Here is a 15,729-nt window from a genome sequence, read left to right on the forward strand (position 1 = left end):
TCGCTGGCGGGCGCCGCAAACAGGCGCCGCAAGCGGATATTCACAAGGAGTTAGCTGAATGAAAAAACTACTCGTCGCGTTCGCTGCCGTTGCAGCCTTTTCTGCCCACGCTGACACCCTGACCGTTGCGGCCACCCCGGTCCCGCACGCAGAAATCCTCGAATTCGTGAAACCGGCCCTGGCCAAAGAAGGCGTGGACCTGAAGGTCAAAGTCTTCACCGATTACATTCAGCCGAACGTGCAAGTGGCGGAAAAGCGTCTGGACGCCAACTTCTTCCAGCACCAGCCGTACCTCGATGAGTTCAACAAGGCCAAGGGCACTAATCTGGTTTCCGTAGCCGGTGTGCACCTGGAACCGCTGGGCGCTTATTCCAGCAAGTACAAGGCACTGACCGAACTGCCGGGCGGCGCCACCGTGGTGATCCCGAACGACGCCACCAACGGCGGCCGCGCCTTGTTGCTGCTGGCCAAGGCTGGTGTGATCAAGTTGAAGGATTCGAACAACATCCTGTCGACCGTCAAGGACATCACCGAGAACGCCAAGGACCTGAAATTCCGCGAACTGGAAGCCGCGACCATCCCGCGCGTGCTGACCCAGGTCGACCTGGCGCTGATCAACACCAACTATGCGCTGGAAGCCAAGCTTGATCCGGCCAAGGATGCGCTGGTCATCGAAGGCAGCGACTCGCCGTACGTGAACATCCTCGTTGCCCGCCCGGACGACAAGGACAGCGAAGACATGAAGAAACTGGTTGCTGCGCTGCACAGTCCGGAAGTGAAAGCCTTCATCCTTGAGAAGTACAAAGGCGCTGTGGTGCCGGCGTTCTGATCTGACGCTGTAACGAAAAATGGGGCGCATTGAATGCGCCCCATTTTTTTTTGCCCGAAACACCGCCCTTGTAGGAGCCGGCTTGCTCGCGATAGCGGTGGGTCAGTCACCATTTAATTGGCTGATCGGACGCCATCGCCAGCAAGCCGGCTCCTACAGGGGCGCGGTGTTTATTTACGGTTGAGCATTACGGGCAATTGCGCCACCAGCTTCGCGTTGTTCAACGGCGCCCGGATAAACCCGCGCTGTGTCCCGTCCGGCCCGATCACCGCCAGGTTGCCGCTGTGATCAACCGTGTAGTTCGGTTTGCTGGTGTCCGCCGGGATGAACGGAATGCTCACCGCGTTGGCCAGTTTCTGAATGTCTTCCACCGACGTCGCCGTCAGGCCCTGGAACTGCGGATCGAAGTAGCCCAGATACTGCTTGAGCTGCTTGGGGGTGTCGCGGTTCGGGTCGACGCTGACCAGCACGATCTGCAATTTATCCACAGCCTCAGGCGGCAGTTCGCTCTTGATCTGGCGCAGTTGGGCGAGGGTGGTTGGGCAGATGTCCGGGCAGAAGGTGTAGCCAAAGAACAGCAAGCTCCACTTGTCTTTCAGCGCGTTGACCGCCACCGGTTTGCCGTCCTGATCGGTCATCGTCACGTCCGGCAGATTACGGCTTTGCGGCAACAGGATGATCCCGGCGTCGATCAACGCGGTCGGGTCGCCCTGGCCTTTGCCGGACAGCACTTTATTGATGGTCAGGCCCAGAACCAGTGCGATCAGGGCAACAAGGATGAAGACGGTTTTCTGGGTTCGAGTCATAGGTTCAACAGTAGGTAGTGGTCTACGAGCAGCGCGATAAACAGCAGGAACAAGTAGTAAATAGAGTACTTGAACGTGTTGATCGCCGCGTGCGGTCGAGTGCCACGGTACAGCACCACGGCCCATTGCAGAAACCTTGCGCCCAGTCCCAACGCACAAATCAGGTAAAGCATGCCGCTCATGTGGATCACGTACGGCATCAGGCTCACGGCCAGCAGCGCGAAGGTATAGAGCAGGATGTGAATCTTGGTGTAGTGCTCGCCGTGGGTCACCGGCAGCATCGGAATGTCGGCCTTGGCGTATTCCTCTTTGCGGTGAATCGCCAGCGCCCAGAAGTGCGGCGGGGTCCAGGCGAAGATGATCAGCACCAGCAATAACGGTTCGGCGCTGATGTGGCCGGTGGCGGCGGTCCAGCCCAGCAGCGGCGGGGCGGCACCGGCGAGGCCGCCGATAACAATGTTCTGCGGCGTCGCGCGTTTGAGGAAACCGGTGTAGACCACCGCGTAACCGAGCAAGGAGGCCAGGGTCAGCCAAGCGGTCAGCGGGTTGGTGAAGGCCAGCAGCAACGCCTGGCCCAGCACCGCCAGCACCAATGCGAACGTCAGCGCCGCCGTCGGTGAGACCCGGCCTTCGGCCAAGGGGCGTTTGTGGGTTCGGGCCATCACCGCGTCGATGCGTCGGTCCACCACATGATTCACCGCCGCCGCACCGCCGGCACACAAGGCGATCCCCAGATTACCGAACACCAGCACGGTCCATGGCACCCCGGCGCGGGTCGCGAGGAACATGCCGACCAGCGAGGTGATGAGCATCAGCACCACCACTTTCGGCTTGGTCAGCTCCAGGTAGTCACGCCAGATCGCCTGGTTGTGACGTGCGCCGATCAGAGTCGCCATGGCATCTCTCCTTTTATTGTTATGGGCCCGGCTGAATGTTTACGCGGGCTGAACCGCCAGCGTGTCGGTTGTTTGACCCGAACCAGACTGGTTCGCGCGTGATAATTGACCAGCACCATCGTCAGCAGCAGCGCTGCACCACCGGCGTTATGCGCGACGGCCACCGGCAGCGGCAGGTGGAACAGCACGTTGCTGATACCGAGGGTGATTTGTGCGGCGAGGGCAATCAGCACCAGCCCGGCCAGGCGCGTCATGCCGACGACTTTCAGTTGCCATGCAAGGCCGAGCAGCACCACTGTCACCAACAGCGCGCCGATACGGTGAGTCAGGTGAATCGCCGTGCGAGCATCGCTGTCGAGCTGCCCGCCGAGATAATTGGGGCCGATGTGTTGGGTCAGGTGAAAGCCGTTGGCGAAGTCCGCCGGTGGCAGCCATTGCCCGTGGCAGGTCGGGAAGTCGATGCAGGCCACCGCCGCGTAGTTGGAGCTGACCCATCCGCCGAGGGCGATTTGCAGAATGACCAGCAACAACCCGGCCGTCGCCCAGTACTGCAAGCGCCGGGGCACGGTCAGCGCAGGCAGCACGCCGGACAGGCGCAGGGTCAGCAGAAACAACAGGCTCAACGTCGCGAACCCACCGAGCAAATGCCCCGTCACCACTTGCGGCCAAAGCTTGAGCGTCACCGTCCACATGCCGAACGCTGCTTGGGCAATCACCACCGCCAACAGGAACAACGGCAGCTTCACCGGTTGCCCCGGATGACGACGATGCACCCACGCGCGACCGGCCAGCACCGAGATCAACAGCCCCAGCGTGCCGGCGAAGTAACGGTGGACCATCTCGTTCCAGCCCTTGTGCGCTTCGACGGGCGCATCGGGAAAGTGCAGTTCGGCATGCGCCAGCTGGGCTTCGCTTTTCGGCACGCTGATAAAGCCGTAGCAGCCCGGCCAGTCCGGGCAGCCGAGACCGGCGTGGGTCAGGCGGGTGTAGGCGCCGAGCAGCACCACAATCAGTGCCAGCAAGGTGGCAAACAGCGCGAGGCGAAATCCAGGTTTGGCCATGACGATGCCCTTATCCGATGTTCGACAGTTTCAGCAGATGGCGCAGATCGTTGAGCAAGTCCTTGCCCTTCACCGTCGGGTCGTAGCGCAGCACCAGATTGCCGTGGGGGTCGATGATCCACAGGTGCGGCGTGTCATTGCTCTGAGCGCCTTTTGTGTAGGTCGGCAGGTCCAGGGAATACCGCTGCAACTGCGGGTACTCGCGTTGAAGTTTAGTCTCGTAATCGCTGTTCAGCGGCTGCGCGGTGGCGATGGCATGACTGGCGCGGGACGCATCGCGACCGAGGCCGATCTGGATTTGCCGTGCCAGATACACCAGTTGCTGGCAGTCCACCGCACACGGCTTCGGTGCCGTGACCAGTAACTGCCAGCGCTCTTCCTGCGCCTGCACGCCAAGGTCGGCGCGGGTCTGGCCGTTGCCGATCAGTTCGCCGTGATAGCTGCGGCCTTCCGGCACCCAGAAATTCAGTTTGTACATGCCGGTGGCGAGGATCATCGGGCCGATCACCACGAGCAGGATCAGTAACAGCTGCAAGCGACCCTTGCGCCGGTTCGCCGGCGTTTTCGCTTCAGACATGCTGGGTGGATTCATGGCCGCTCCCATGGTGTTTCTCCTTTGCGTTGTGCCAGCCGAGGTAGATAAAAAGGCCGAGCAGGGCGATCGACATGGCGAACCACTGCACGGCATAAGCGATGTGTTTTTCCGGCCCTGTGGCAACGATCGGCCAGTCGGCCCGGTAGGTTGCGAGGCTGTTTTCTGCGCGTAATTCGTAGGCAAACCCTTCACGACCCAACGCGGACCAGAGCTTGGTCGGCTCCACCGCTGTGATCAGCTGCGGCCAGGTTGTGCTGTCCGGGTCAGCGTGCAATTGAAACGTCGCGCCGGGGGAAACGTAGACCCAGGCATCGAGACTCAATGCCTGGGCGGGTGTGGTGAATTGCGGCGGTGTGCGCCGGTCCGGCCATGGCAGCCAGCCGCGATTGACCAGCAGCCAGAGCCCGGTCGCCTGATCCTGAAACGGTTGCAGCAGCTCGACGCCAACCTTGCCGTCGCGTTGACGGTTATCCAGCAGCAGACTGTGCGCGGCGTCGAACTGGCCGTGCAGGCGAACCCGGCGAAAGGCCGGATCCTCGGTGTGTGGCAGTTCGGTGCTGGCCATCGGTTCGGCGGCACGGCGTTCGGCGTAGGTGTGCAGCAGCGCGCTTTTCTCTGCGCCACGGCCCAGTTGCCAGAAGCCGAGCGACACCAGCAGCGGCAGCAGGAGGGCGACCACCAGCGTCGGCACGATACCCGGCCGAAAGCGCTTCATGGCGTCGCCAGAAAGTCATTGATCGCGATAGCTATACTCAAGTGCATCGCCTGTCCCCCGGAGTCCCACCATGCTCAAAGCAGCCATCGTCCTGATGCTGATTGCCACGGTTGTCAGCCTGTTCAGCGGCCTGTTTTTTCTGGTCAAGGACGACAGCAGCTCGAACCGCCTCGTCATTGCCTTGAGTGTCCGTGTTGCCCTGGCCGCTGTTACCGTCGGCTTGATCGCCTGGGGTTTTTTCAGCGGCCAGTTGGTCTCTACTGCGCCTTGGTAAAGCCTCAGAGCACGTAGACGAAAATGAACAGCCCGATCCAAACCACGTCCACGAAGTGCCAATACCAACTCGCTGCCTCGAAGCCGAATTGGTGCTCGTTATCGAAGTGTCCGCGCAGGATTCGCATCAGCATCACAAACAAAATGATGGTGCCGATGGTTACGTGGGCGCCGTGGAATCCGGTGAGCATGAAGAACGTCGCGCCGTAGATGCCCGAGCCCAGAGTCAGGCCCAGTTCGTGGTAGGCGTGGATGTACTCTTCGGCCTGGAAGCCGAGGAACGCGCAGCCCAGCAACACGGTGATTGCCAGCCAGATTTTCAACGCGCCGCGATGGCCCTTTCTCAAGGCGTGGTGGGCGATGGTTATCGTGACGCTGGAACTCACCAGCAACACGGTATTGAGCAACGGCAGGCCCCAGGGGCTGATGACTTCCTTCGGGGGCACAAAGAGTTTGGAGTCCGGGTTGTTCAGCAGCGGCCAGGTCCACTGGAAGGCAGGCCACAGCATGTGGGCGAGGCCTTTGGTGCCTTCGCCACCAAGTGCCGGTCCGGACACGTGGCGCACATAAAACAGCGCACCGAAGAAAGCGATGAAGAACATCACTTCCGAGAAAATGAACCAGCTCATGCCCCAGCGGAACGAGCGGTCCATCTGCGCGCTGTACAAACCGCTGCGACTTTCCTTGATCACCGTGCCGAACCAGCCGAACAGCATGTACGCCAGCAGCAGGCCACCGACGAAAAAGATCAGCGGGCCGTGGGATTCCGGCCGCGCCGCTTTCAGATCGTTGAACCAGGTGGCCAGGCCATACACGGTGATGAACATCCCGACCGTGGCGATGATCGGCCATTTGCTTTGGGCCGGTACGTAATAGTGCTCATGAGTTGCCATTTATTGTTCTCCTTATCGGGCACGCTCAGCCGCCAGTATTTACAGCCACCGGTGGATGTCGGGCGGTGATATCGAACAGCGTGTAGGACAGCGTCAGGTGCTTCACTTCCTTGGGCATGTCGCGGTCAACGATGAAACGTACCGGCATCTCGATCCGTTGACCGGGCTGCAGCACTTGCTGGGTAAAGCAGAAACATTCGGTTTTGTGGAAATACGCCGCCGCGTTGCTCGGCGCGATGCTCGGCACCGCTTGCGCGCTCATCGGCCGGTCGGTCGGGTTGTGGGCGATGAAGATCATCTCGTTGACTGCCCCTGGGTTGGCCGTCAACTCATCGCTCTTGGGGTAGAAATCCCAGGACATGTCAGCAGAGTTGGTCGACAAAAACTGCACGCGGACCTGCCGCGAGGTATCGACGGTTTGTTCGCCTTCGTATTGCCCGGCGGTCTTGCCGTTGATGCCGAACGCCTTGCACATCACGTCGTAGATCGGCACCAGGGCAAAGCCGAAGACAAACATCGCCACCACCACCAGCAACAGGCGGGTGACCAGTTTTTTCATCGAAACAGAATCAGCCATGATTCAAACCCTCAACACCGAACCCTGTAGGAGCCGGCTTGCTGGCGATGCAAACACCGCGGTGCGTCAGGCGCACCGCGTAATCGTTCATCGCCAGCAAGCCGGCTCCTACAGGACCGAGGTGTTTCATTTCACTTCCGGCGGCGTGGTGAACGTGTGATACGGCGCCGGTGACGGGATGCTCCACTCCAGGCCTTCCGCGCCATCCCACGGTTTGGCCGGTGCTGGCGGGCCACCACGGATGGTCTTGATCACGATGAACAGGAAGAAGATCTGCGTGGCGCCGAACATGAACGCACCGATCGACGACACCATGTTGAAGTCAGCGAATTGCAGGTTGTAATCCGGAATCCGCCTCGGCATGCCTGCCAGCCCCACGAAGTGCATCGGGAAGAAGGCCATGTTCATGCCGATGAACGACAGCCAGAAGTGCAGCTTGCCGAGGGTTTCGTCGTACATGTGGCCGGTCCATTTCGGCATCCAGTAGTAGGCCGACGCGAAGATCCCGAAGATTGCCCCCGGCACCAGTACGTAGTGGAAGTGCGCGACCACGAAGTAGGTGTCCTGGTACTGGAAGTCCGCCGGTGCGATGGCCAGCATCAACCCGGAGAAGCCGCCGATGGAGAACAGGATCACGAACGCCACGGCAAACAGCATCGGTGTCTCGAAGGTCAGCGAGCCTTGCCACATGGTGCTGGCCCAGTTGAACACCTTCACCCCGGTCGGCACCGCGATCAGCAGCGTGGCGTACATGAAGAACAGCTCGCCCACCAGCGGAATGCCCACCACGAACATGTGGTGCGCCCAGACGATAAAGGACAGGAACGCAATAGATGCCGTGGCATAGACCATCGAGGTGTAGCCAAACAGCGGCTTGCGCGAAAATGCCGGGATGATCGAGCTGACGGCACCGAAGGCCGGCAGGATCATGATGTACACCTCCGGGTGACCGAAGAACCAGAACACATGCTGGAACAACACCGGATCACCGCCACCGGCAGCACTGAAGAAGCTGGTGCCGAAGTGGATGTCCATCAGCATCATCGTCACGCAACCGGCCAGTACCGGCATCACCGCGATCAGCAGGAACGCGGTGATCAGCCAGGTCCAGACGAACAGCGGCATTTTCATCAACGTCATGCCGGGGGCGCGCAAGTTGAGGATGGTGGCGATCACGTTGATCGCGCCCATGATCGAACTGATCCCCATCAAGTGGATGGCGAAGATGAAGAACGTCACGCTTTCCGGCGCATAGGTCGTGGATAGCGGCGCGTAGAACGTCCAGCCGAAGTTCGGCCCGCCACCGGGGGTGAACAGGGTCGACACCAACAGCAGGAACGCCGCCGGCAGCAGCCAGAAGCTGAAGTTGTTCATCCGCGGCAGCGCCATGTCTGGCGCGCCGATCATCAGCGGGACCATCCAGTTGGCGAGGCCGACGAAGGCCGGCATCACCGCACCGAAGACCATCACCAGACCGTGCATGGTGGTCATCTGGTTGAAGAATTCCGGCTGGACGATCTGCAATCCCGGCTGGAACAGTTCGGCGCGAATCACCATCGCGAACGAACCGCCCAAGAGGAACATGGAGAACGCGAACCACAGGTACAGCGTGCCGATATCCTTGTGGTTGGTGGTCAGCACCCAGCGCATCAGGCCTTTGGCAGGGCCATGGGCGTGCTCGGTATGGGTATGGACAGGGTCATCGATGACAGCCGTCATTTCATGTCTCCTGCAAACAGAGAGGCTGGGCGGGCCGGGGCGCAGAGCCCCGACCGGTTGCTGGTGTACGCAATAGACCGGGTCATTTGCTTTCCGCCTGTTTCAGCTCCAGCACTTCTTTAGGCGTGACCATGTCGCCTTTGTTATTACCCCAGGCGTTACGTTCGTAGGTCACGACCGCTGCGATATCGACTTCCGACAGCTGCTTGCCGAACGCCGCCATGGCGGTGCCAGGCTTGCCGTGGAAGACAATGCCCAAGTGATCCTTGATCGGTCCGGTGGCGATTTTCGAGCCCTTGAGCGCCGGGAACATCGGCGGCAGGCCTTGGCCTTCGGCCTGGTGACAGGCCACGCAAGTGGTGTGATAGACCTTGTCGCCGCGCTCCTTGAGCTCGTCGAGGGTCCATTCCTTGCTGGTCAGTTCTTTGAGTTGCGCTGCTTCTGCCTTGCGCTCGCCCAGCCATTTTTCGTAATCGGCCTTTTCCTTGACCTCGACCACGATCGGCATGAAGCCGTGGTCCTTGCCGCACAACTCGGCGCACTGGCCACGATAGAGACCGGGCTTGTCGACGCGGGTCCAGGCTTCGTTGACGAACCCCGGGATCGCATCGCGCTTGACCGCGAAGGCTGGCACCCACCAGGAGTGGATGACGTCGGCAGAGGTCACCAGGAAGCGCACCTTGGCGCCGATCGGCAGCACCAGCGGCTTGTCGACCTCGAGCAAGTAGTGCTCGCCCTTGGCTTCCTTGTTGTGGATCTGGTCGGCGGGAGTGGCCAGGTTGCTGAAGAACTCGACGTCCTGGCCCAGGTATTTGTAGTGCCACTTCCACTGATAGCCGGTGACCTGGATATCGATATCCGGCTCACTGGCGTCGTACATCTTGATCAGGGTCGCTGTCGCCGGTACCGCCATGGCCACCAAAATGATGAAGGGCACGATGGTCCAGAGGATTTCGACGGTAGTGCTTTCATGAAACTTGGCGGCCACCTGCCCGGTCGAGCGGCGGTGGAGGATCATCGACCAGAACATGGCGCCGAAGACGATGATGCCGATCACTACACAGATCCAGAAAATGGTCATGTGCAGGTCAAATACTGCGTGACTGATTTCAGTCGCTCCCGGCGCCATATTCACAGTCCAGGCCGCTTGTGCCTGACTGAAAATCGACCACAACAGGAGGCCCATCCAGACGTGTGGATGTCGCATCATTGCGGGTTCCCCTTATCGTTCTTGTTATCCCGCCGGCTTTCACCTGCGGCAAGGGAGCGGCTTTTTCAGACTACGAACTTGAATCGCCGGGTCTTGCTGCGTGTGCAGTCGGACGTCATCAGCTAACTCCATTCCAACCCGAGTATAGACAGCGACTGCTACCTCGCAATGTGAGGGCGTAAATCATCTGAAACAGCTGGGACTTGCGTTCTAGGTCACGAATGGAGAAGGATGCAGAGGAGTGGTGGCACATCGATATAACTTTGACGTCTCAAGGATGAAATATTTATGACAAATGCGTCTTAGCAGATTTTGGATGCCAGCTAAGTTATGTCTTCCCTATTTCATTGCCTTTGTTTCCTGGAGTTTTCATGAACACCGCCGCATTGCGCGAGCAGATCCAAAAAGCCCAACAACATGAAGCCGAGACCGGCCTGCTGACACGTCAGCTGGAAAGCAAACTGCCTCATCTACACCCATCGATCCAACTGCCGGAGGCGGATGCCAATGGCGTGCTGACGCGTTTTGTAGCCGCCTATATCGATGAAGTTCCTGATCTGCTGGATGCAGCCAATGAAGTCGCCAGGGAAGCGGGTATCGAGTCACAGATCAAACCAGTGCTGAAAATTGCCGAGCAATACTTCCTTCAGCCGCCAGAAATCATGGCAGGGCACGTCGGACTGGACAGCCTGCTGGACGAGGCCTATCTGGCGCATCGGTTTGTCGAAGAGGTCAACGACCTGTACATCAAGCATTTTGGCCAGCCACTGATCCCCTTGGACATGACTGTCGCCAACCTGATCGCTCACCAACTGATCGGTGAGGAATTTGCCAACCAACTGGATGAAGTGGTGCACCACGCGGTGGATAACATGCTCGACGATGAAAGCTTTGCGCTGGAATCGGTCGAAGCCTACCGCGCGAAGCTCAGCAGCCCGGATACCGGCGCTGCGTGGAAACGCTGGCCATGCATGTCGCGCCGGCTGGGCGTAGGTCTCGAACTGGACCAACCCGCCGCATAACCCCAATGCTCCCTGTAGGAGCGAGGCTTGCCCGCGAAGGCGTCTTTGAATACGCCAAAAGCTTCGCGGGCAAGCCTCGCTCCTACAGGGGTGTTTTAGGCGGTGGAGCCTACTCCGGTGGTGGTTCGCAACCGCCCTTCCAGCCTGCGCTTCAACCCCCGCGCCTCAATCAGCAGCGTCGAACCCTTGGCCGCATTGGCCCGCCCCCATTCCTCAAGCAATTCCAGGCACGAATGATCGATGTAGCTCAGGTTATTGAGCGGCACATGCACCGTCGCGCCGGCGGGGATGGTCCCCAGCACCTGAGTCAGTGCCGGCACCTTGAGAAAGGTCGCCGCCCCGATCAGTCGCAATTCCATCTCGCCGTCCTTGGGCAGATCGATCAGGCTGATTTTCAACCGTGAGGCCTTCCACGCCAGTTTCGCCAGCGTCAGTCCGAAGCCGATCAGCACGCCCGTCAACAGATCGGTAAAGATGATCGCCAGCGCTGTCGCCGCGTAAGTGAACATCGGCATCCGGCCGTATCGGCCCAGGCTGCGAAAGGCTTTCAGGTCCACCAATTTGAAACCTGTGTAAACCAACACACCCGCCAGGCTCGCCACGGGAATGCTTTGCAGCACGCTCGACAGCAGCAACACGAACGCCAGCAACCACAGGCCATGGAATATCGTCGACATTCGGGTGGTGGCGCCGGCCTGCACGTTGGCCGAACTGCGCACGATCACGCCGGTCATCGGCAGCGCACCAAGCAGGCCGCAGAGCATGTTGCCGACACCCTGAGCCGACAATTCGCGGTCAAAGTCCGAGCGCTGGCCGCTGTGCATGCGGTCTACCGCTGCGGCCGACAGCAGGGTTTCGGCGCTGGCGATGAAGGCCACGGCGAAAGCGGCGATCAGCAGGGTCGGGTCGGCCAGGTTGAGCAAGTCTTCGGGTTTCAGCCAGTCGATGGCTTCCGCCAGATTGGCCGGGACTTCCACCCGTTTGACCTGCAAGGCGAGCATCAGGCTGGCAACAGTCGCCAGACCTACGCCCAGTAGCGCTCCCGGAATGAAGCGCAGGGAATGTGGGCGGAGTTTTTCCCACAGCCACATCACCGCTATGGTTGCGATCCCGAGCAAGCCGGCTTGCCATCCAAAAGAAGGCAGGGCTTGAGCCACCGCAGCGGGGAAGGCGGCCAGGTTATCCAGCCCGGAAGGTTTCGGCACCGAGTCGAGCATCACATGCACCTGTGACAACACGATCAACACGCCAATCCCGGCCAGCATGCCGTAGACCACCGCCGGCGCCGTCACTCGAAACCAGCAGCCCAGCTTCAAGCGCCCGGCCACCAGTTGCAGGAAACCCGCCAGTAGCAGGATCGGCCCAAGCATGGCGATGCCGTGCTGGCGCACCAGTTCGAATACCAGAACGGCCAACCCGGCCGCCGGGCCACTGACTTGCAGTGGCGAGCCGGCAAGCCAGCCCACCACCAGACCGCCGACGATCCCGGTGATCAGGCCTTTGGCGGGTGGCAGGCCCGAGGCGATGGCGATGCCCATGCACAAGGGCAGGGCGACCAGAAACACGACCACTGAAGCGAGCAGCTCCCGTGGCAGAACAGCTTTGAGTTGCGCTGCACGCATGGTGATTCTCCCGAAGTTTTCTTCAGGCATGGCAAGGCCGGACCGCTGAAACAGCGGCCGGGGTCAAACCACACAGATTTTTAGGAAGATTTAGAAGCGCGCTTTGGGCGTCGCCACTGGAATCGGATGGCTGCCATCGAGCGGCAGGAAACGACCCTGATCGGCGTCATAAGCTTTGATGGCGCTGGTCTCGATGTCGTAGACCCAGCCATGGATGAACAGATGACCGTTCGCCATGCGCGAGGCTACCGAGGGGTGGGTACGCAAGTGTTGCAATTGGGCGATGACATTCTCTTCGGTGAGGATGTGCATGGTCTCGTTTTCGTCGGTGCAGTTGCAGTTGTCGTGCACCATGGTTTTCGCGACTTCCGCATGCCGCAGCCAGGCTTTGACTGTGGGCATCTTTTCCAGGCTGTCGGGATTGAGCACCGCACGCATCGCGCCACAATCGGAGTGGCCGCAGATGATGATGTGTTGCACGCCCAGCGCCAGCACCGCGTACTCGATGGCTGTGGATACGCCACCGTTCATCTGGCCGTAAGGCGGTACGACGTTGCCCACGTTGCGGGTCACGAACAGATCACCCGGCGAGCTGTGGGTAATCAGTTCGGGCACGATGCGTGAGTCGGCGCAGGTAATGAACATCGCCCTTGGCTGTTGAGCCGTGGCGAGTTTTTTGAAGAGTTCTTCCTGCTGCGGAAAGATCTCATGATGAAAATGCAAAAAGCCGTCAACAATATGCTTCAACGCTGCATCGGCGGTTTCTGCCTCGGTTTGGGCTGAAGCCGACGCAGCCAACGGCTGTTTATCCTTGTCACTCATGAATTCATCCTCATTGGCGGAGTCAGGGAATTTTCCCGTTTTGTCCGGTGTGAAGCCAGTGGCTGTATAAAAAACATCCAGGCCGTAAATCTCGACCCGTCAGTCACTCGATGAACAAGGTAGCGGCCGAATCTTAACTGAAACTGAATGAACCGCTCTAGAACGTGTGTTCCAGATCACAAAAAACGTGACCAGCCTAAATGCGTCGCACGTTTTCCATTACTCACCATAGGCCAATTGTCCTTAAATCAGCGACATCTGGCGACCCGGCGGACAGAAGGCTTCGCAATCCAGATTGAATCCTTCCCGCTGATTGAGCCCCAGGCGTTTGATGGTTTTGGCAAAGCGTTGCGCCAGCAGGTCGGCAAATGGACCTTCGCCCCGCATCCGGCTGCCAAACCGACTGTCGTAGAGCTCGCCACCACGGCTTTGGCGGATCAGGCTCAATACATGGGCCGCCCGCTGAGGATAGTGGGCTGCCAGCCATTCTTCGAACAACGGCGCCACTTCCAGTGGCAGGCGCAGCATCATGTAGGCCGCACTTTGCGCGCCGGCCGCCTGTGCCTCGGTCAACAGGCTTTCGAGCTCGCTGTCGTTGATCATCGGAATCATCGGCGAACACAGCACCCCCACCGGAATCCCGGCTTCACGCATCACCCGGATCGCCCGGAGACGGGCCTTGGGCGCTGCGGCACGCGGTTCGAGGATGCGTTTGAGTTCATCGTCCAGCGTGGTGAGGCTGATCATCACCGCCACCAGCCTTTGCTCGGCAAGTTCGGCCAGCAGGTCCAGGTCGCGAAGAATCAGCGAGCCTTTGGTGATGATGGTCACCGGGTGACGGTAACGCAGCAGCACCTCCAGGGTTTTGCGGGTGATTTTGTGTTCGCGTTCGATCGGTTGATAAGGATCCGTGTTGGAGCCCAGGTTGATCGGCGCGCATTGATAGCCGCGTTTGGACAGCTGTTCTTCCAGCACGTCGGCGGCGTTGGTCTTGGCGATCAATCGGGTTTCGAAATCCAGCCCCGGCGACATGTCCCAATAGGCGTGGCTGGGCCGTGCGTAGCAATAAATGCAGCCATGCTCGCAACCGCGATAGGGATTGATCGAGCGATCGAAAGGCAAGTCTGGCGAGTTGTTGCGGGTGATGATGGTTTTAGCGGTCTCGATGCGCACCTCGGTGCCCTGGGTCATCGGCGCCTCCTGATACCAGCCATCGTCCTCCGCCACCGAGCGGTTTGGCGCGAAGCGGTTGTGCGGGTTGGTGGCGGTGCCGCGACCGCGGGGTGGCAAGGGAGTGCTCATCTGACAATACTCGTAGCTGTATGTGCATACAGTATCGAAGGTTGAGCGACCCAGCCAGTGCCGTTTGGCGCTCCGGCAAAGCAGGATGACCATTTATTGTGGAATTTATTGACAAGTACAACTTGGCGCAACGCCGGGAAACAAATATCGAATAGCCCCGACGCTAACTTGATAAGTAGTATTCGCTTCGCACGAAGTTCCGTGTATTTACTTATTAAATGGAGTTAATAAATGTCGTTATTTAATCAACGCGGTATCTTTTTACAATTGCTGGCGCCGAGTATTGTCAACCCGCGGGAAGCCCAGGTATCGATGCAACTGGCTCGCAAGGAGCTGGGGTGGGACGCCGTGAATGAGCTGTCGACCGAGGCCCTGGTGGATTCAGCCTACGTGACGGCGGTCTCCAGTGATGGTGGCCGGTCCTTCACTATCAAAGTAGTCAATAGCGATGTGGACGGTGACGGCGATATCGACAGTGATGACAAGGAGAAACTGTTGGCCTTGGCGAAAGCGTATTCCAGTATCGTCAATCCTTAAGCCTGTTATTTAACTAAGCCTGTGTGAGATTCATACAGGCTTAGTTGCAATGGGGCATGAAACTACCGTCGTCCATGGTTGATCAATCGTATATAAATGGATGATTCACGATTCTTTGACAGACGGCTCACAGGTCTTTGACTGATCAGGGCTCAATCTGGCGTCGTCATCCCGCCTCTTTGCATACGGTCGCCGAGCATGTCCCTACGTCTTATCCCTGCGATGTGCCTGTCGCTGGTCGCATTCCTCAATCTGACGCTCGCCCACGCTGACGATGCGGTCGCACCCCGTCCTGCGGAGTGGGCTCAATCGGTCGAGGTGCAGTACAACCTCTTCCAGATGTCTCCAACGCTCTACCGCAGTGCATTGCCTGACCGCGGAGCCGTCCCGTTGCTGGAAAAACTCAAGGTCGCCACCGTGATCAACTTCCTGCCCGAGTCGGATTCAAGCTGGCTGGCCACGCCCGGTATAGACCAGGTGCAGTTGCCCTATCGCACCAACCACGTGGATGACGCGGATGTACTCAAGGCCCTTCGCACCATTCAGGCCGCCGAAGCCAAGGGACCGGTGTTGATGCACTGCAAGCACGGATCGGACCGGACCGGCCTGATGGCCGCCATGTACCGGGTAGTGGTGCAAGGCTGGAGCAAGGAAGACGCCCTGAACGAGATGACTCAAGGTGGCTTTGGCGACAGCACCCACTTCAAGGACGGTATTCGTTACATGATGCAGGCGGATGCCGAGAAGCTGCGCACGGCGCTGGCCAATGGGGAATGCAGTACAAGCCCGTTCGCGGCCTGCTCGATGAAGAGCTGGTTCAAGTCGGCCCACGTCGAGTAACAGCACCTCC

17 protein-coding genes are annotated in these 15,729 nt (G+C 59.5%); 5 read left to right on the top strand and 12 right to left on the bottom strand.

The annotated features are described in order from the left end of the window. Positions 1-58 precede the first annotated feature (58 nt). A complete protein-coding gene (locus KGA82_RS08705) occupies positions 59-829 on the top strand; it encodes a MetQ/NlpA family ABC transporter substrate-binding protein (protein ID WP_223434191.1) in 771 nt (256 codons plus the stop codon). A gap of 170 nt (positions 830-999) precedes the next feature. Here KGA82_RS08705 and KGA82_RS08710 read toward each other — a convergent pair whose 3' ends face one another. From KGA82_RS08710 to KGA82_RS08730, 5 genes are read right to left on the bottom strand one after another with little or no spacing between them, the layout of a single operon-like run. Continuing rightward, complete coding sequence (locus tag KGA82_RS08710; RefSeq protein ID WP_008027684.1) at positions 1,000-1,635, bottom strand: SCO family protein; 636 nt, start codon at positions 1,633-1,635, stop codon at positions 1,000-1,002. Then, positions 1,632-2,531, bottom strand: coding sequence for a heme o synthase (gene cyoE / locus KGA82_RS08715; protein ID WP_008027686.1), 900 nt, complete (start codon positions 2,529-2,531; stop codon positions 1,632-1,634). Before cyoE ends, KGA82_RS08710 begins: the two co-directional genes overlap by 4 nt. After that, positions 2,519-3,592: a COX15/CtaA family protein gene (locus tag KGA82_RS08720; RefSeq protein ID WP_192417858.1), complete on the bottom strand. Its 1,074-nt coding sequence runs from the start codon at positions 3,590-3,592 to the stop codon at positions 2,519-2,521. Before KGA82_RS08720 ends, cyoE begins: the two co-directional genes overlap by 13 nt. A gap of 10 nt (positions 3,593-3,602) precedes the next feature. Then, positions 3,603-4,196, bottom strand: a complete 594-nt coding sequence (locus KGA82_RS08725) for a hypothetical protein (RefSeq protein WP_223450126.1) — start codon at positions 4,194-4,196, stop codon at positions 3,603-3,605. Next, entirely contained in the window at positions 4,162-4,902 is a 741-nt protein-coding gene (locus tag KGA82_RS08730) for an SURF1 family protein (RefSeq protein ID WP_008044693.1), read from the bottom strand. Before KGA82_RS08730 ends, KGA82_RS08725 begins: the two co-directional genes overlap by 35 nt. A 70-nt stretch (positions 4,903-4,972) precedes the next feature. Between KGA82_RS08730 and KGA82_RS08735 the strand changes: the two genes are divergently transcribed. Then, a complete protein-coding gene (locus tag KGA82_RS08735; protein ID WP_008027692.1) occupies positions 4,973-5,176 on the top strand; it encodes a twin transmembrane helix small protein in 204 nt (67 codons plus the stop codon). 4 nt (positions 5,177-5,180) lie between these two features. Here the strand turns inward: KGA82_RS08735 and KGA82_RS08740 are convergent, their stop codons facing one another. From KGA82_RS08740 to coxB, 4 genes are all read right to left on the bottom strand, one after another. Next, complete coding sequence (locus KGA82_RS08740) at positions 5,181-6,068, bottom strand: cytochrome c oxidase subunit 3 (protein ID WP_008027694.1); 888 nt, start codon at positions 6,066-6,068, stop codon at positions 5,181-5,183. A 25-nt stretch (positions 6,069-6,093) separates the two neighbouring features. Then, positions 6,094-6,645: a cytochrome c oxidase assembly protein gene (locus KGA82_RS08745; RefSeq protein ID WP_008027696.1), complete on the bottom strand. Its 552-nt coding sequence runs from the start codon at positions 6,643-6,645 to the stop codon at positions 6,094-6,096. Positions 6,646-6,771: 126 nt separating this feature from the next. Then, entirely contained in the window at positions 6,772-8,364 is a 1,593-nt protein-coding gene (ctaD, locus tag KGA82_RS08750; RefSeq protein WP_008044690.1) for a cytochrome c oxidase subunit I, read from the bottom strand. An 82-nt stretch (positions 8,365-8,446) separates the two neighbouring features. Continuing rightward, positions 8,447-9,574, bottom strand: coding sequence for a cytochrome c oxidase subunit II (gene coxB / locus KGA82_RS08755; protein ID WP_008027701.1), 1,128 nt, complete (start codon positions 9,572-9,574; stop codon positions 8,447-8,449). Positions 9,575-9,945: 371 nt separating this feature from the next. On the opposite strand from coxB, the gene KGA82_RS08760 reads away from it, so the two are divergent. Then, on the top strand, positions 9,946-10,596 hold the full coding sequence (locus KGA82_RS08760; protein ID WP_008027703.1) for a hypothetical protein: 651 nt from the start codon (positions 9,946-9,948) through the stop codon (positions 10,594-10,596). A 95-nt stretch (positions 10,597-10,691) separates the two neighbouring features. Here the strand turns inward: KGA82_RS08760 and KGA82_RS08765 are convergent, their stop codons facing one another. From KGA82_RS08765 to KGA82_RS08775, 3 genes are all read right to left on the bottom strand, one after another. Beyond that, a complete protein-coding gene (locus KGA82_RS08765) occupies positions 10,692-12,218 on the bottom strand; it encodes a SulP family inorganic anion transporter (protein ID WP_223450127.1) in 1,527 nt (508 codons plus the stop codon). A 90-nt stretch (positions 12,219-12,308) separates the two neighbouring features. After that, positions 12,309-13,040 (bottom strand): carbonic anhydrase, encoded by a 732-nt coding sequence (locus KGA82_RS08770; protein ID WP_008044681.1) that lies wholly within the window; start codon positions 13,038-13,040, stop codon positions 12,309-12,311. 243 nt (positions 13,041-13,283) lie between these two features. Further along, a complete protein-coding gene (locus KGA82_RS08775; protein ID WP_008027708.1) occupies positions 13,284-14,342 on the bottom strand; it encodes a PA0069 family radical SAM protein in 1,059 nt (352 codons plus the stop codon). 231 nt (positions 14,343-14,573) lie between these two features. Between KGA82_RS08775 and KGA82_RS08780 the strand changes: the two genes are divergently transcribed. Together KGA82_RS08780 and KGA82_RS08785 are read left to right on the top strand one after the other, a co-directional pair. After that, positions 14,574-14,879, top strand: a complete 306-nt coding sequence (locus KGA82_RS08780) for a hypothetical protein (RefSeq protein WP_223450128.1) — start codon at positions 14,574-14,576, stop codon at positions 14,877-14,879. A gap of 198 nt (positions 14,880-15,077) precedes the next feature. Next, entirely contained in the window at positions 15,078-15,719 is a 642-nt protein-coding gene (locus KGA82_RS08785; protein WP_008027710.1) for a dual specificity protein phosphatase family protein, read from the top strand. Positions 15,720-15,729: the final 10 nt, after the last annotated feature.

Origin of the sequence: Pseudomonas sp. BF-RE-22, assembly GCF_019956155.1 — a bacterium.
In the GTDB taxonomy this organism is placed as follows: Bacteria; Pseudomonadota; Gammaproteobacteria; order Pseudomonadales; family Pseudomonadaceae; genus Aquipseudomonas; species Aquipseudomonas migulae.

Bases quoted from the DNA above. Each gene is read 5' to 3' on its own strand.
- KGA82_RS08705 (WP_223434191.1), top strand. From the start codon at position 59: ATGAAAAAACTACTCGTCGCGTTCGCTGCCGTTGCAGCCTTTTCTGCC.
- KGA82_RS08720 (WP_192417858.1), bottom strand. From the start codon at position 3,592: ATGGCCAAACCTGGATTTCGCCTCGCGCTGTTTGCCACCTTGCTGGCA.
- KGA82_RS08725 (WP_223450126.1), bottom strand. From the start codon at position 4,196: ATGGGAGCGGCCATGAATCCACCCAGCATGTCTGAAGCGAAAACGCCG.
- KGA82_RS08710 (WP_008027684.1), bottom strand. From the start codon at position 1,635: ATGACTCGAACCCAGAAAACCGTCTTCATCCTTGTTGCCCTGATCGCA.
- KGA82_RS08745 (WP_008027696.1), bottom strand. From the start codon at position 6,645: ATGGCTGATTCTGTTTCGATGAAAAAACTGGTCACCCGCCTGTTGCTG.
- coxB (WP_008027701.1), bottom strand. From the start codon at position 9,574: ATGATGCGACATCCACACGTCTGGATGGGCCTCCTGTTGTGGTCGATT.
- KGA82_RS08765 (WP_223450127.1), bottom strand. From the start codon at position 12,218: ATGCGTGCAGCGCAACTCAAAGCTGTTCTGCCACGGGAGCTGCTCGCT.
- KGA82_RS08735 (WP_008027692.1), top strand. From the start codon at position 4,973: ATGCTCAAAGCAGCCATCGTCCTGATGCTGATTGCCACGGTTGTCAGC.
- ctaD (WP_008044690.1), bottom strand. From the start codon at position 8,364: ATGACGGCTGTCATCGATGACCCTGTCCATACCCATACCGAGCACGCC.
- KGA82_RS08740 (WP_008027694.1), bottom strand. From the start codon at position 6,068: ATGGCAACTCATGAGCACTATTACGTACCGGCCCAAAGCAAATGGCCG.
- KGA82_RS08760 (WP_008027703.1), top strand. From the start codon at position 9,946: ATGAACACCGCCGCATTGCGCGAGCAGATCCAAAAAGCCCAACAACAT.
- KGA82_RS08785 (WP_008027710.1), top strand. From the start codon at position 15,078: ATGTCCCTACGTCTTATCCCTGCGATGTGCCTGTCGCTGGTCGCATTC.
- cyoE (WP_008027686.1), bottom strand. From the start codon at position 2,531: ATGGCGACTCTGATCGGCGCACGTCACAACCAGGCGATCTGGCGTGAC.
- KGA82_RS08770 (WP_008044681.1), bottom strand. From the start codon at position 13,040: ATGAGTGACAAGGATAAACAGCCGTTGGCTGCGTCGGCTTCAGCCCAA.
- KGA82_RS08775 (WP_008027708.1), bottom strand. From the start codon at position 14,342: ATGAGCACTCCCTTGCCACCCCGCGGTCGCGGCACCGCCACCAACCCG.
- KGA82_RS08780 (WP_223450128.1), top strand. From the start codon at position 14,574: ATGTCGTTATTTAATCAACGCGGTATCTTTTTACAATTGCTGGCGCCG.
- KGA82_RS08730 (WP_008044693.1), bottom strand. From the start codon at position 4,902: ATGAAGCGCTTTCGGCCGGGTATCGTGCCGACGCTGGTGGTCGCCCTC.